11 protein-coding genes are annotated in these 16,682 nt (G+C 43.3%); 7 read left to right on the top strand and 4 right to left on the bottom strand.

All coding sequences use genetic code 11. The features are described 5' to 3' along the window. Positions 1 to 56: 56 nt before the first annotated feature. From K7A41_RS18510 to K7A41_RS18500, 3 genes are read left to right on the top strand one after another with little or no spacing between them, the layout of a single operon-like run. Positions 57 to 1,139, top strand: coding sequence for an efflux RND transporter periplasmic adaptor subunit (locus tag K7A41_RS18510; protein WP_265714869.1), 1,083 nt, complete (start codon positions 57 to 59; stop codon positions 1,137 to 1,139). A 20-nt stretch (positions 1,140 to 1,159) separates the two neighbouring features. Continuing rightward, complete coding sequence (locus K7A41_RS18505) at positions 1,160 to 4,324, top strand: efflux RND transporter permease subunit (protein WP_265714868.1); 3,165 nt, start codon at positions 1,160 to 1,162, stop codon at positions 4,322 to 4,324. Beyond that, the gene (locus K7A41_RS18500; RefSeq protein ID WP_028069598.1) at positions 4,317 to 5,756 is read left to right on the top strand and encodes a TolC family protein; all 1,440 of its coding nucleotides are present in this window, start codon (positions 4,317 to 4,319) and stop codon (positions 5,754 to 5,756) included. Before K7A41_RS18505 ends, K7A41_RS18500 begins: the two co-directional genes overlap by 8 nt. Positions 5,757 to 5,902: 146 nt before the next feature. On the opposite strand, the gene K7A41_RS18495 is transcribed toward K7A41_RS18500, so the two are convergent. From K7A41_RS18495 to K7A41_RS18480, 4 genes are all read right to left on the bottom strand, one after another. Continuing rightward, a complete protein-coding gene (locus K7A41_RS18495) occupies positions 5,903 to 6,343 on the bottom strand; it encodes a carboxymuconolactone decarboxylase family protein (protein WP_265714867.1) in 441 nt (146 codons plus the stop codon). A gap of 94 nt (positions 6,344 to 6,437) precedes the next feature. Beyond that, positions 6,438 to 6,803, bottom strand: a complete 366-nt coding sequence (locus K7A41_RS18490; protein ID WP_028069600.1) for a VOC family protein — start codon at positions 6,801 to 6,803, stop codon at positions 6,438 to 6,440. Positions 6,804 to 6,918: 115 nt separating this feature from the next. Then, entirely contained in the window at positions 6,919 to 7,950 is a 1,032-nt protein-coding gene (glsA, locus tag K7A41_RS18485; protein ID WP_037533012.1) for a glutaminase A, read from the bottom strand. Between the two features lie 48 nt (positions 7,951 to 7,998). Further along, on the bottom strand, positions 7,999 to 9,387 hold the full coding sequence (locus K7A41_RS18480; protein WP_051606754.1) for a family 10 glycosylhydrolase: 1,389 nt from the start codon (positions 9,385 to 9,387) through the stop codon (positions 7,999 to 8,001). Positions 9,388 to 9,595: 208 nt separating this feature from the next. Here K7A41_RS18480 and K7A41_RS18475 point away from each other — a divergent pair, with 208 nt between their 5' ends. The 4 genes from K7A41_RS18475 (at position 9,596) to K7A41_RS18460 (ending at position 16,676) form a co-directional block, all read left to right on the top strand. Further along, a complete protein-coding gene (locus K7A41_RS18475) occupies positions 9,596 to 9,826 on the top strand; it encodes a hypothetical protein (RefSeq protein WP_265714866.1) in 231 nt (76 codons plus the stop codon). Positions 9,827 to 10,004: 178 nt separating this feature from the next. Next, the gene (locus tag K7A41_RS18470; RefSeq protein ID WP_265714865.1) at positions 10,005 to 10,952 is read left to right on the top strand and encodes a polysaccharide deacetylase family protein; all 948 of its coding nucleotides are present in this window, start codon (positions 10,005 to 10,007) and stop codon (positions 10,950 to 10,952) included. 526 nt (positions 10,953 to 11,478) lie between these two features. Then, a complete protein-coding gene (locus K7A41_RS18465; RefSeq protein WP_265714864.1) occupies positions 11,479 to 14,694 on the top strand; it encodes a SusC/RagA family TonB-linked outer membrane protein in 3,216 nt (1,071 codons plus the stop codon). 110 nt (positions 14,695 to 14,804) lie between these two features. After that, a complete protein-coding gene (locus K7A41_RS18460) occupies positions 14,805 to 16,676 on the top strand; it encodes a RagB/SusD family nutrient uptake outer membrane protein (RefSeq protein WP_265714863.1) in 1,872 nt (623 codons plus the stop codon). The last annotated feature ends 6 nt before the right edge of the window (positions 16,677 to 16,682 follow it).

The following is a 16,682-nucleotide window of genomic DNA, read 5'->3' as shown; positions in this document are numbered from 1 at the left end:
TTTAACCACTCACATAAACAAACAATTCAACTTATTTTTAATTAGTCGTTTTTACAATGAAAAGAGTATTTATGCTCATGAGTTTGGCTGCTTTGCTATGCCAAATTGGGTGCACTTCCAAGAAGGAAGAAAAAGAAGAAAAGGAAAAATTTAATGTGACATCGGCAGTTGAAATGGATACCATCATCCGGAAAGACTTTGTGTCTCAGATCCGGTCGTTCCGGAATATTGAACTGCGTGCACAAGAAAAAGGTTATCTGGAGCAGATTTTCGTGGATGAAGGCCAATTTGTACGTAAAGGCCAACTTTTATTTCGCATCATGCCTAAGATGTACGAGGCGGAATATAGAAAATCGCTGGCAGAGGTCAATGTAGCAGATATCGAGGTTCAGAACACAAAGACTCTTGCCGACAAAAATGTCGTTTCCCCAAATGAACTGGCAATGGCCAAAGCCAAGCTTGAGCAAGCGAAAGCTGCTGCTGCCATTGCCAAGCTACATCTTTCTTTTACAGAAATACGGGCTCCATTTGATGGCACGATCGACCGGATACCATTGAAACTGGGCAGTCTGGTTGACGAAGGCGAGCTGCTGACAAGTCTGTCTGACAACAGTCAAATGCTTGTGTATTTTAATGTGTCAGAACCCGAATATCTTAGTTACCAAACAAATGTCAGTAAACGTGGCGACACTCATGTATCGTTACAACTTGCCAACAATGAGCTGTTTACCGAACAGGGTGTGGTCGAGACTATTGAGAGTGAATTTGACAGCGAAACGGGTAACATTGCATTTAGAGCACGGTTTCCGAATCCCAACCGGCTTCTCAGACATGGCGAAAGCGGTAAAGTCGTAATGAGCTTTCCGTTAAAACAGGCGTTGATCATTCCGCAGAAAGCAACCTATGAATTGCAGGACCGCAAGTATGTCTACATAGTGGACAAAGACGGGAAACTTAAAGCACGACATATAACCATCGGCAATTCACTGCCCGACCTTTATATAGTAACGGGCGGACTTGAGAAGGAAGATAGATTTCTACTTGATGGTATCCAGAAAGCAAAAGAGGATGAGAAGATCTCCTATAATTTTGTGCAGCCTAGAAATGCGATCTCTGATTTGAAGTTAAAAACTGAATAACCCTTTTACTTGTAATTACTATGTTTAGTCGTTTTATAAATCGGCCGGTTCTGTCCATTGTCATTTCGATGATTATCATGTTTCTCGGCATTTTGTCAATGGTACAACTGCCGGTGACACAGTTTCCTTCTATATCACCGCCCAAAGTAAACATCACAGCCGAATATCCCGGGGCTAATGGCGAACTTATGATCAAGTCCGTCATCATACCACTTGAAAGAGCTATCAATGGAGTACCCGGGATGAAGTATATGGCTTCGGATGCCGGCAATGATGGGGAGGCCAGCATACAGGTTGTCTTTAACCTGGGGACTGATCCTAATCAGGCTTCTCTGAATGTACAGAACCGCGTGGCTTCCGTTGTGAATAAGCTGCCACCCATTGTCGTGCGTGAAGGGGTAAAGATAACCCGCGAGGAATCCAATATGCTAATGTACATCAACCTGTTCAGTAAGGATAAGGAGCTTGATGGCAATTTTATGTACAATTATGCCGATATGAACATTGTATCAGAGCTGCGCCGTGTAGATGGAGTAGGGGTTGCCAATATCTTAGGTACACGGGAGCTGGCCATGCGCGTCTGGTTGAAGCCTGACCGAATGACTGCCTACAAGATTTCGGCAGAGGAAGTCATGAAGGCCTTATCGGAGCAAAGTCTGGAAGCCTCGCCCGGCAAAGCCGGTGAGTCGTCGGGTATAACATCCCAGTCATTTGAATATGTACTGAAATATCCGGGACGTTTTACTACTCCGGAAGGCTACGGAAATATCGTGCTCCGGACGAATAGTAACGGGGAGATGCTCCGTCTGAAGGACGTGGCTGATATTAAATTTGGTTCAGCGATGTATGATATTTACTCAACGTTGAATGGCAAGCCTTCTGCAGCCATTGTACTCAAGCAGTCCTATGGTAGCAATGCATCGCAGGTGATTCAGGACGTAAAAGATAAAATGAAAGAGCTTAAAGCCTCCTTTCCGAAAGGGCTGGATTATGAGATCAGCTACGATGTGTCTAAATTTTTGGATGCATCTATGGAGAAAGTGATCCATACGCTGATCGAAGCATTCGTCCTTGTTGCCATTGTCGTCTTTTTATTCCTCGGGGACTGGCGCTCAACACTTATTCCGACGATTGCCGTCCCGGTGTCACTCGTGGGTTCGTTTTTGTTCATGCAGTTCTTTGGTATCACGATCAACTTAATCACTTTGTTTGCACTTGTTTTGGCCATAGGCGTCGTGGTAGATGATGCCATTGTGGTTATCGAAGCCGTGCACGCGAAGATGGAAGAGCTCCATATTTCGGCTTACAAGGCCACAAAAAAGGCCATGCATGAGATCAGCGGTGCAATTATCGCGATCACTTTTCTGATGGCAGCAGTATTTATTCCGGTGGCGTTCATGTCTGGTCCTGTGGGGATATTCTATCGACAGTTTTCCATTACGATGGCTACCTCCATTATACTTTCAGGAGTGGTAGCCCTGACGTTAACTCCTGCGCTCTGCGCCATAATGTTACAGAACAATCACGGAAAAGCACGTAAACAATCGGCCGTGGACCGTTTTTTGGAAGCCTTCAACAGACTTTTCGATAAAATGTCCAACAAATACGTGTATTTGCTTAAAGGTATTGTTGACAAAAGATTATTTACTTTCGTAGTATTGATCAGTTTTTGTATCGGTGCCTATTTTTTGAACAATTCGGTACCCGCGGGCTTTATCCCAAATGAAGATCAGGGGATGATCTATGCTATTATCCAGACGCCTCCGGGATCTACACTTGAGCGAACTAATCTCGCCGCACAGACTTTACAAAAAGAGGCAGAAGACATCGATGGTGTCCAATCCGTATCCTCATTGGCAGGATATGAGATATTGACAGAAGGAACAGGTGCAAATACCGGCACTTGTCTGATTAATTTAAAGAGCTGGGAAGAGCGCAAAGAATCCTCGCAGGAGATTATTGAACAACTTGAGCAAGCTGCGAAAAATATCCCCGGTGCTTCTATTGAGTTTTTTCAGCCACCAGCGGTACCGGGCTATGGAGCGGCTGGTGGATTTGAGCTGCGTCTGCTTGATAAAGCAGGCTCGGGTGATTATAAAAGAATGGAGACCGTAAGTAAAGAGTTTGTCCAGGAACTGAATAAACGTCCCGAACTTTCCTCCGTATTTACCTTTTACAGTGCAAGTTTCCCACAGTACATGCTACATATTGACAACGATATGGCGCAATTGAAAGGTGTTACCATCGAAAATGCGTTGAATACCCTTTCTACCCTCGTCGGCAGCAACTACGAGACTAATTTTATTAAGTATGACCGACAATATAAGGTTATGGTGCAGGCACTGCCACAGTACCGGGCATTGCCCGAAGATATCCTGAAACTCTACGTGAAAAATGACAAAGATGAGATGGTTCCGTTTTCGGCTTTCATGCACATGGAAAAAGTATACGGCCTTTCAGAAATCACCCGCCATAACATGTATCTGGCATCAGAAATATCAGGATCTGCGGCGGCAGGCTATAGCAGTGGAGAAGCGATTCAGGTCGTCAATGAAGTCGCAGCCAAGACCCTGCCCAACGGGTATGGTATAGACTGGGCTGGTATTTCCAAAGATCAGGTAAGCCGAGGTAATCAAGCGATTTATATCTTTTTGATTTGTCTTGGATTCGTTTATCTGATCCTTTCGGCTCAGTACGAAAGCTTCATTATGCCATTTGCTGTATTGCTTTCGCTACCCATTGGAATTTTCGGAGCGTTTTTTCTCCTCAAATTACTAGGTCTCGAAAACAATATCTACGCACAGGTCGCATTGGTTATGCTTATTGGCTTGCTTGGGAAGAATGCAGTGTTAATTGTCGAATTTGCCGTACAGCGGCACAGCCAAGGGTTGAGCATTATTGAAGCTGCGCTGGAAGGAGCTAAAGTAAGGTTTAGGCCAATTTTAATGACTTCGTTTGCATTTATCGCCGGCTTAATACCTTTGGTACTGGCTTCCGGTCCCGGAGCAGTGGGCAACCGAACAATCGGCACTGCCGCGGCGGGCGGGATGTTATTCGGCACGGTGTTCGGCATACTTGTCATACCGGGCCTCTATTTTATTTTTGGAACTCTGGCGTCCAGACGTAAACTTATTAAACACGAGGATGAAAATCCCTTAACAGAAGAAATAGATCACAATGTTTAGTCAACGAAATATACAATGGGGATTAGGGATATGGCTATGTGCATCAGCCGCTGCCTGCAGTGTGCCTAAGGCGACCCAGATCCATGAAAACAATACGATGCCCCAGCAGTTCGGCGGGACGGTAGCTACTGATACGGTCAACTCGGCATCAGTAAAATGGCGTGAATTTTTTACTGATCCCAATCTTGTGGCCCTCATAGATACCGCCCTCAAAAATAATCAAGAACTGCAAGTGACTCTGCAGGAGCTGGCAATAGCCAAAAATGATATTCTATTGCGTAAAGGGGCCCTGAAGCCCACAGTTGGATTGCGTGCTGGTGGCGGGGTTGAAAAGGTGGGCCGTTATACCAGTCAGGGTGCCGGCGACGCCAGCACCGAAATCGCGCCCGGGAAAGAAATGCCCGATCCACTCGGCGATTTGACTATAGGTGCCTATGCGAGCTGGGAAATAGATGTCTGGAAAAAGCTGAAAGACTCTGAGCAGGCTGCATTAAATCGTTACCTTGCTACAGTGGAGGGTAAAAATTTTGTATTGAGCAGCTTGATCGCTGAAGTAGCCCGTTCATACTATGAACTGTTGGCACTAGATAATCAACTGGCGATAATAAGGGAGAATATCGCCGTACAAGATAATGCGCTAGGAGTCATTAAATTACAGAAACAGGCAGCTCGGGTAACTGAGCTGGCTGTTCAGAAGTTTGAAGCGGAGGTGTTGAAAACTAAGGGAATGGAATATGAAACACGCCAGCAGATCAAGGAAACAGAAAACCGCATTAACTTTCTACTGGGCCGTTTCCCGCAGGAGATAAAACGTGACAAAGAGACCTTTGCCAATTTGATTCCCAACAAAGTCCAGACAGGATTACCAAGTCAGCTACTGAGCAACCGACCCGACATCCGGGAGGCTGAATATGAGCTGGCAGCTGCGAAGCTCGATGTGCAGATTGCACGGAAGGAGTTTTATCCCTCGCTGGAAATCTCAGCGGCTCTGGGGCTTCAGGCTTTTAAACCATCTTACCTGCTGAAAATGCCAGAATCGATATTGTATAATATTATTGGAGAAATGGCGGCCCCATTGCTGAATAAGAACGGATTGAAAGCAGAGTTCAACACAGCCAACGCCAAGCAGATACAGGCCGTATACAACTACCAAAAGGTTATTCTGAATGCCTATCTGGAAGTATCGACCCAACTGTCCAACGTAGAAAATCTCGGTAGAAGCTACGATTTCAAAACCAAAGAAGTTGATGTGCTCAATAACTCTGTGGGCGTGTCAAATGATCTCTTCAAATCTGCACGAGCAGATTATATGGAGGTATTGATGACACAACGCGATGTGCTGGACGCTAAATTGGAACTAATTGAGACAAAGAAGCAGCAGCTCAATGCTGTTGTGAATATCTATAAAGATTTGGGAGGAGGCTGGAAATAAGTTGTTTGTTTGAATGGACCCCGCTAGGCGGGGTTCTTCCATGATCTGTTTGGTGGAAAAGCGCATTCTGCTAGGGAAGAAGGCCAGCTGATGAAACAAAAATGCCCCAGCAGGGGGGGCATTGAGGTGATTGTAGCACAAGATCTCTACTTCAGTAATTCAAGATGCGTGCTAATACCGATCCTGTTCCAGGCATTGATTGTGATGATGGCCAGGATAATCTCTGCAATTTGCTTTTCATCAAAAAACTCTTTCGCTTTTTCAAAGGTTTTGTCTGTAAGACCTTGTTGGTGAATCAAAGTGATCTCTTCCGTCATTTTCAATAATACCCGCTCTTCGTCAGAGAATAATTCCGTCTCCCACCAAGCACTCAGTAGGAATATGCGCTGAGCAGTTTCGGCGAGTTTTAAGGCATCTTTGCTGTGCATGTCCAGGCAGAAGGCACAGCCATTAATCTGAGAAGCCCTGATTTTGATCAGTTCTTTCTGTATGGGCGTCAAGGAAATTGTTTCGAGGTAAGTTTCGAGTCCCATCATTGCCTTGTAGGCTGCAGTATCTACCTTCGCAATATTTAGTCGTGTTGCCATAGTAATATATTTTGATAAAGCAAAATTGGCACAAATCCAGAGTAATAAAGTTAAACTGGTTTAAGAAAGTAAGGTATTTTACAATGTGGCTATATCATTCGGAGATAATTAAGTAATAATTGTCAGGGTCACGTAGAATAAACTGGTGTTTTAGCGAATTCTCATTATAGTGGATTTCTTTTTCGAAGGTAGCATCCAGGGCAATAGCCTGGTCAAATATTTCCTGTAGCTTATCGGTCCGAAAAAACAGAATCAGTCCATTCCCGGCGTGTTCTGGACGCCGCATTGTTGGATGATCATGCTCTCCCCATTTATGAAGGCAGAGTAACACCCGTTCTTCATCAGTGAGTATATCAAAAGTATCACCGCCATGTGCGCTGGTGCAACCGAGCAGCTTTTGATAAAAGGCGGAACTTCTGGAGACACTTTCAACTGCGATAATGGTTTCCGTTCTGATCATGGTGTATTTGATTTGGTTTAATCAGGAATTTTTGGGACTAAATAGGAAGCTCAACTCCTTTCCGGATAAACACGCTTGCCCTTGATTCCGTTTCGTTTATTTAAGATAATGAGTTTTATTGGAATATGCTCAGGTGCCTCGACCTTACCAAATCAAGGATCATATGGTACCCTGCGAGCGAGTTGCCGTGCTGATCCAAAGCAGGGCTGTAAGCACCAATTCCCATTTTCCCCGGAACGCTTACGGCAATGCCGCCGCCGACGCCGGATTTGCTAGGCAAGCCTACCGTGCGGGCATATTCGCCACTGAATTCGTACATGCCGGAAATTAGCATTTGTGAAAGGATCAGCTGTGCAAGATCGGCGTCCTCATAGGAGTTATTTCCGTCATAACGAATACATCGGTTAGCAAAGAAAAAGCCTATTTTAGCAAGGTCTTCCACAGTGATCTCGATAGAACACTGTCTGAAATAATTGTTTAGTTGAGTCTCATCTTCACACTCAATTAGACCGCTATTGCGCATCAGGTAGAACATTCCTCTATTCCGATTGCCAGTTATTCTTTCCGAATGGTACACGGCGGGGTTATAATTTATTGCTTCATTTTTGGTGATAAATCGGATCATCTTAAGAATTTTATGGAAGGGTTCATCAGCTTTACCCTTGATCAGCGAAGTCGTCAGAATAGCACCTGCGTTCATCATGGGATTAAGTGGTTTCCCAGTCGTTTCGAGATTCGCAAAATGGTTAAAAGGCTTGTCTGTGCCATAGTAGCCCATTTTGTTGAATACAGTTTTTTCGCCATTTTCCTTAACTGCAATCATCAGCGCAATTATTTTTGATATGCTCTGGATGGTAAATTTCTGATCCACATCTCCTGTGCTAATGATTGTCCCATCGCAATTCACGACCGACAATGCAATATCTCGCGCATTTGCTTTGCCTAGCTCGGGAATATAGTCAGCTACTTTCCCTTGATTAAACAAGGTCCGGTTATTCGATAAGATCTGATGGAGAGAAGCTTGATCAATTGGCAACGTATTCTTTAACGTTTTGGGGCGTGTGCATTGCTGCGCATAGGAAATATGGACCGCTGACGGAAACACAAATATCAGCAGGCAAACAGTAATATGTAGGGTTTTTGTCATTGCTTCATTTTTAATAAACGTCGAATATAGCAGAGTAAAGCAATTAATTTAGCTATTTACCGGAGCCGGATCAACGTTCCAGCCCGACAGGATCCCACCATAGAAAAAGAATGTTACGAAGAATTTCTTTTTACTAACCCTATCCTGAACAACATATTTGGTGGTAACATCATATTCATCAACTTTTCTATAGGCCGATAATACAATGGGCTTGGCCGCGGGATTTTCAACCTCAACCAGCTGTTGTATCTTCGCAGTAATTAACTGCATCACGCCATTTTTCTTGAACGGATTGTTTTCGACCTGTTTTTTTGTAATGTTCAATGTAACATTATACCTATCTCTCTTGGCTTTCGCTGCTGCTGTATAAGCTTTAAAACGCTTTTTTATATCAGAATCTTGAAGACTATTTATTGTAAAAATGGAAATGCCTTGTGCACCATGTCTGAAGGCTTCGTCCATGTCGGTAAACATATCTGCATTGTTTTTAGCCATTAAACCGCAGTATAGGATCGTATTTGCTCCTTTATCGCGGACATTCTCAAGAGTGCAATCCTGTATAAAGCTGGGGTCCTCTGTATAAAAACTACTGTATACCATGGGGAATACGATATCGAGATTCCATTTGCCCCAATCCTGGCGGACCATCCTCGAAGCCATTTTTGGTGTAGGGAAAGGAGAAGCAGCCATGGTTTTGCCGTTGGCATGCACCACTTCGGCAATCATATTTGCCACTTCGGTAATCTGATCACAACGAAATTGTCGCCAGGTCAAATCTTTTGAAGGGTCTTTTTGTTCACGCGGGTCGTAACCATATTGCTTTTTAAATTTTTCGATAGATAGGGGGTGGTAACCATAATCCCAGGCAGGGTACTCCCTGTCCTGCACAATATCATACTTCGGCCATAGGGTCGTAGGTAGCACTACATCAACATAACGGTGGTAATCGATAGAAATTCCCGCCAGTCCATCGATTTCACAATAAGACTGTATTTTTCGCTTAAGGTATTCCCTTACTTCAGGTACTACCGGTGAGAGAAACTTATAATAGTCTACGTAAGCCGTAGTGTCCGCGAGGCTTTTGCCATTTCGGTTGACGCTGAACCATTCCGGATGTTCACGAAGAATTTTATCCCGATCATGTTCCAAATTCATCGTCCATAGCCAGGCAATAACCTGGATCCCATATTTCTGCGCAATGGGTATGGCAGTACGATATTCATCTGGACTTGCCGCATTCAACATGACGCCCTCTATCCCCAAATATTTCATGTCACGACATACGGAATCAAACTGTTTTGGCGACTGATAACCCAACCATGTCCAAAACATAGGATATTCCTTCTCATCGGTCGTTTTGGGTGCCGCGAAGCATAGGCCGAAGGCAAAAGTGAAGAGGATGCAGGTCCAGCATATTCTGATTAATTGTTGATTCATACAAATTATTAATGTTAAAATTTATCTTACTTCATTCATAAAGGATACATTCAAGTCGAGTTCTCAATCTAGGCCATGCGAGTAAAAGCTACACATAGCTAAATTGCTAGCTGTGAAAATACACAAAAGAAGCATATTTGGCGCAAAAAACTTTCTGTGTAAACCATTTTCCTTTAACACTAATAGCAGAGAAACTTGGTCTTTAGTTATGAAATTCCCACGTGGCAAAGTCCTGTTAGAGCAAGTCGATGCGACCTACATCGGGACTATTTTCGGCAATTGTTCGGCTTCACTTCAGACCTTTCTCGAAACCGTCTCGAATACTTACCGAAGCTGGCACGAAGCAGCAACAAAAAACCAGTTAACTCCCGAACTTCTTCTGCCTTTTATGCTACTGGCATCGAGTTTTCATCGGGAATTCATCGGGTGTAGTCGATGAATTCCCGATGCCATCCCGATGAAAACCCGATGAACGGCCGAAGTTGGTTGGAAGTTGGTTGGTACTTATATTGTAGCTATTTATCACTGAATTTGGGGATTTATAAAATTTTATACATTTTAAGCAGGTTTTTATAGTAATTTTGAGCATCGAAAGATCACATAGGATTAAAAAAGATATGAAGAGTAGAAGGTTGATGGCAGCATCGCTCGCATTTGCTGTAGTTTTGGGATCGGTTGGATGTAAGGATTTCTCCAGCAAAGTATTAGGTAGCGACAGGGAGATCAGCAATGACACATTAAATACAAAGCTGATTGACAAAGCGCGCGTTCCGGTTTTACTAAACAAGTGGGATTCGCTTCAGAAAAATCAGATCCATTTTACCGTGGATAGTCTGCACCCTATTTCTATAAAACAACAAAAGCGTAGTCTGAAAGACTCATTGCGCCGGGCATTTGATGCACATCCCAAACACATTTATCTTACGTTTGATGACGGACCCTTGATCGGGAGTGCAGCAATCGATTCCATCGCAAAAGAAAAAAACGTCAAAGTGAGTGTCTTCCTAATCGGTAAACATGCCAATATGAGTAAAGGCCGAAAGCGTGATCTTGCAAAATATGAGTCTAACCCTTTGATTGCCTGCTATAATCATAGTTACACGCACGCCAATAATCAATATTCAAGATTTTATAATAATCCACAAAAAGCTTTCGCCGACTTTGAAAAAAATGAGAAGGACCTCAATCTAAAACACAAAATCGTGCGACTGCCCGGCAGGAATATCTGGATGTATGATGATGTGCGGAAGATTGATTTAAAGAATGGTGCAAGCACAGCGGACATCCTTCATAAAAATGGGTACAGTATTTATGGCTGGGATGTGGAATGGCGGCTGAACAGCGTCACGGGCAGCCCAACCCAAAGCCAAGAAGTGACTGTGAATGAGATTCGCCACTTTATGAACAATAAAAGTTCGATGGTGCCAAATAACGTGGTATTCCTCATGCATGATGATATGTTTCAGACGAAAAAAGGACAACAACAGTTATCGTCTTTGATCGACATTTTAAAAAGTGAAGGCTATCAGTTTGAGTTTATGCAGGATTATCCGATAAAATATTAGATGATTACGCGTGATCTGAACAGTCCAATTACCATTGGTACGAGATCCGCGTTCTTCGTGACGTACTCCAAAAAAAAATATATTATCTGTTCAACGGTGTTATTTAACAAACGAACGAAAACGCATATTTGAAATAAAGTTTTAAGCAGCGGATTAGCGTATGACCTTCATATTAGTCTATTTTACTTTCTGTAAAAAGAATAGATGGATATTCTTCTAGGTAAATGGCTTATAGTTTGTCGGTGAACCGCTAATTCGCCTGTCTCGTTGCTTTGGCAGATCTCGTAAAATGCAGCCAGAGATACAATGAAATAATTCAGTTAATTGTATCTTTTTGGTATTGAGCTAATTACTTTTTATAAATCAAATAGTGTAAAAATAACACTTGTAATGTTTATTTATTTTTGTATTTTCAACAGAAATAAAACAATTATAAACCGCCTACGGCAGGGGACCCTAAACCATGAAACTTGCCTGGGCAAAAAATAACTAATAAACATACAATTTAAACCATTAAACAGCTTTTATGATTAATTGCCATTTTTTTTCGAATCAATGGAAGAAGGCGTTTTGGACGGGTTCATTGTGCTCACTGGTTGCACTCAACCCGAACATTGGCTATGCTGAAGCTTTAGCAGCTTACGGTATGATCTTTCAGCAAGAAGTAAGCGTCACGGGTGTCGTGCGCGACGAGTCAGGTATGCCGATTGCAGGCGTTACAGTTTCGGTAAACGGTACAAGTCTGGCCACCAAAACAGACAATGAGGGACGTTATAAGCTGGAAAAAGTTCCTCCTGCTGGAACCCTCAATTTCAGGATGGTGGGTAAGCAAGCTATGGATGAACCCGTGAATGGGCGTCGCACTATCGACGTTAAGTTATTGAGTTCTCAATCCAGTCTCGATGAGGTTATCGTGGTCGGCTATGGAAAGCAACGGAAAGAGACTGTTACCGGTGCCGTAGCTACGGTCAAAGGCAGTGATCTCGCTCAATCTCCGGCACTGAACGTTTCCAATGCAATGACAGGAAGGATTCCCGGGGTGATCGCTACCAATGGCAGTGCCGAACCAGGATACGACGGATCTACCATCAAAATTAGAGGCACCAATACCTTAGGAAATAGCAGCCCTTTAGTGGTAATTGACGGAGTTCCTGCTCGTGAAGGCGGTATTGAACGACTCAATCCACGCGATATCGAAAATATCTCTGTGCTTAAGGACGCTTCTGCAGCGATCTATGGTGCACGCGCTGCAAACGGTGTGATCCTTGTGACCACAAAACGTGGAAAAACAGGAAAGCCACAACTTTCATATACCTTTAACCAAGGATATTCGCAGCCTACCGTCATTCCGAAATTGACTGACGCAGCGCAGTTTGCAGAAATTCGTAACGAGCTCGAGATATACAATCTCCCAGTAGACGAATGGTCATCGGCTTTGACAGCCATAAATAGTAAAGGGTCCTACACCAAGAAAGATGGAACTGTTTTAGATGCCCCGTTTAAACCAGAAGATTTTCAAAAGTTCAGAGACGGTTCGGACCCTTGGGGTCATCCAAATACGGATTGGTACAAATCTACACTGAAAGATTGGTCTCCACAGCAACGTCATAACTTACAGGTAAATGGAGGTACGGAAGATGTGAAGTATTTATTATCGTTGGGTTATCAGAATCAAGACGCTTATTATAAGAATTCGGCAACGGGATATAAGCAATATGACTTGCGTATCAATTTAGACGCCAACATTAGCCAGTATATCAAAACACAGTTTGGCGTACTTGGTCGACAAGAAAACCGTAGTTTTCCAACTAAGAGTGCAGGAACGATTTTTAGGATGCTCATGCGTGGAAATCCGACCCAGCCGGCTATCTGGCCAAATGGCAAACCGGGACCTGATATTGAGAACGGCGAGAATCCAGTGGTCATTACAACCAATGCTACCGGCTATGACCGCGACAAACGTTATTATTTTCAAACCAATGGGCAAGTGGATATCACCAATCCTTGGATAGAAGGACTTAAATTGACTTTGAATGCTTCCGTAGATAAATACGTCAAGAATCAGAAAACCTGGGTGACACCATGGACATTATATTCATGGTCCGGTGGTTATGAATCGGACGGTAAGACACCCTTACTACAGCCCGGGCGCCGTGGCCCTGCTGATCCAAATTTGAATCAGAGCAATGAAGATCAGTTGAATATTCTCTTGGGAGGTATTTTAAGTTTTGAGCGGAAATTTGGTGATCATCAGGTCAATGCAATTGCTGGTGTCAATAGAGAGACCATTGATAATGATAAGTTCAGCGCATACCGCCGCTACTTTTTGTCAAATGCTATCGACTATTTATTTGCAGGCGGCGAGCAGGAGAAAAATAATGATGGAACGGCGTGGAAAAGAGCGAGGTTGAATTATTTTGGTCGTTTTGGATACAACTATAAAAGCAAGTACATCGCCGAGTTTCTATGGCGTTATGATGGATCGTATATGTTCCCCGAAAGTGAGCGTTTCGGATTTTTCCCAGGAGCAATGGCCGGGTGGGTGGTTTCTGAGGAAAATTTTTGGAAAGAGAATATTTCGGCAATCAATTACTTCAAGATTCGGGCGTCCTACGGACAGATGGGCAATGATAACATCTATTGGGAGGATAAATTACAGGAGTACCAGTACTTCTCCACTTATTCATTTGGAACCTACATTGTAGATGACAAGTTAGCCAAAACATTGTTTGAAAGCCGTGTACCAAATGAGATGGTCACTTGGGAGGTAGCCAATAACTACAATTTAGGTTTTGACTTTCAATTTTTTCAAGGAAAGCTAAATTTTGAATTTGATATTTTTAAGAATCGTCGGAATTCAATTTTGTGGCGGAAGAATGCTTCTGTACCCCAAAGTACAGGCATGACGCTTCCGGCGGAAAATATTGGCAAAGTTGATAATAAAGGATGGGAGTTTAATCTTGGATATAAAGGTAAGGTGGGCGAATTGGGATATTCTGTTGGGGTGAATGGAGGTTATGCCAAAAATAAGATTATCTTTTGGGACGAAGCACCTGGCGCTCCGGAGTGGCAGCGAAGTACGGGCAAGCCGATCAAAACAGATATATATTATATCTACGACGGTGTTTTCAGGGATATGGACGATATTGCTAGCAATAAACTTGATTATAGTGCGATCACCAAAACGCTGCGTCCTGGTGATATGAAATATAGAGACTATAATGGGGATGGTAAAATAACGCCGGATGATAAAGTTAGACGAGACAAAAATAGCGATCCGACATTTCAGGGCGGATTCAATTTTAGTCTGACCTATAAAGACTTTGATTTATCTGTGCTTTTCCAAGGCGCAACCGGTGGTGAAATCCGCGTTGGTACCGATGAGTCCGGATCCATTGGTAATTTTCTAGAGGAATTTTATGATAAGCGCTGGAGTATTAGCAATCCAAGCAGTGTCTATCCACGTTTGACCGATCGTAGTAATCAGTATTATTCCTATAACAACACATATTGGATGCGGAGTACCGATTACCTACGTTTAAAAAACGTTGAGCTAGGTTACAATTTACCGTCGACTATCTGCGATAAGATTGGTATTGGTTCATTGCGTGTTTACGCCAACGGTATGAACTTGATTACTTGGAGCAAGATCAAAATGTATGATCCCGAAGCAGTTAATGCGTTAGGGCAATACTATCCGCAGGCGAGATTGATTAACGCAGGAGTGTTGCTGTCTTTTTAATTTGTATCATCCAATGATATTTACTAGGTAATTATACCTATATGGAAGATAGATAGCATATCAAACCTTCGGACAGCCTTTGTTAGTATCATCACAAAAAAATGAAAAAAATGAAAAAAATTATAAATCTTTCCCTAATTACGCTCGCATTATCATCAGGCTTACAGTCTTGTAATGATGATTTTGTTAGTACTAAACCGCTTAATGAGGTTCCTCAGGAGCTGGTCTGGTCAGATGCGGGTTTATCGGAGGCTTTTGTAGTCGAAATATATAATGGTTTTGGCGTTGGCGGCTTTTATGAGCAGCAGATGGCGTCAATGACAGACGAAGCTCTTTTCACGCACCCAAACCGTGGTATCAACACCGTCACGGAATCCAGATCCAACCCAGCTGATCAAGGGTATATCATGGACACTTACGAATATGGACGGATGTATGTACGTATTCGAGCCACAAATATTGCTATCTCCAATTTAAGAGAGGCCAAATTTGATCAAGCGAAGGCCAACAAACTCCTTGGAGAGGCTTATTTCCTGCGTGGATATTATTATCAGCAACTTCTGCGTTTTTATGGCGGTATTCCAATTGTTAATAAAGTATATACACTTAACGACAAAGAGTTTATGGTTTCCCGCAACAGTTACGAAGAGTGTGTAAATGCGATTGTCAGTGATCTGGACAGCGCAGCATTACTTCTAAAAGGTACTCAGATACCCAAGGGGCGTGCTGGCGAGGCTGCTGCATTGGCATTGAAAGCACGCGTGCTCCTCTATGCCGCCAGCGATCTGCACGACGCAAACAAAGCCGGTTCAAAGTCTTCGTTACTAAAAGGCTATGAAAAGCCTGAATACCTCATGTATACGAGCGGTAATCAGCCTGCCCGTTGGACAAGGGCTAAAGAAGCGGCCAAAGCAGTACTAAATCATGCAGAATTTGCTTACAAACTGGACTTGACTAGTCCTGCAACGGCAAATGAGGGTACGGCAAACTATATGGCATTATCTCTGGGAGGCGGAAGCAAAATGGCAGACGCCGCAGCTGCCAAAGACATTATTTTAGGCCGATTTTTTATTGACGAAAAAGATGAACGTGGTGGATGGGTAGGAAGAGATAATGGGCCTAACGGCTACCATAACTGGGCAGGAAATACGCCAATCCAACTGTTGGTGGATGACTATGAAACCCTTAGTGGACAGAAATTTGACTGGGCAAATCCGATCATGGCGGCCAATCCGTACCAAAATCGTGACCCCAGACTCAAAGCTACGATTTTATATGATGGTGCAGAGTGGAAGCCCCGTACAGCGGATGTAGCGCAGCGGGATCCCAACAATCAAATACAGACAGGACAATACGAGATTATCAATGGCGAGGGGCAGAAGACGATTCATTTTGGATTAGATACCCGTAAAAGTCCAATTGAAGATTGGAATGGTTCTAGAACAGGCTATTACATGCGGAAGTTTATCGATCCTGATCCAGCGCAAGAAGATCAGAACACAAGGCAGCGTATTCCTTGGCCTATGTTGCGTTACACAGAGGCTGTATTGAACTACGTGGAAGCATGTATCGAGCTCGGTGAGGAGGAGGAAGCGAGAACCTGGCTAAACAAAATTCGCTTCAGGGCGGGTATGCCGGCAATTACTGAGACAGGACAAGCCCTCAAAAACCGGTATAGAAATGAGCGTCGGATCGAGCTTGCCTATGAAGAACATCGCTTTTTTGATGCAAGACGATGGATGATTGCCGAGGAGACACTTGGTCGCAAAGCAAACATCATCAATATTACGGGTACATTAAAAGACAATAAGAAAGTCACATTATATAAATACGATCCTAACAGCTATAGTTATAAATACGTTGTATCAAACATTGATCCGGGGATCGAAAATCGGGCTTGGAACGACAAGATGTATTTTACGTCATTACATCGCGACGAAATCAACCGAAATACGAAGTTAATCCAAAACCCCGGATATTAACGAAAG

The sequence above is a fragment of the Sphingobacterium sp. InxBP1 genome (assembly GCF_026191775.1).
Taxonomy (GTDB): Bacteria; Bacteroidota; Bacteroidia; order Sphingobacteriales; family Sphingobacteriaceae; genus Sphingobacterium; species Sphingobacterium thalpophilum.
The sequence above is the reverse complement of the archived record's forward strand: the minus strand, read 5'-3'. Positions and strand labels throughout refer to the sequence as shown.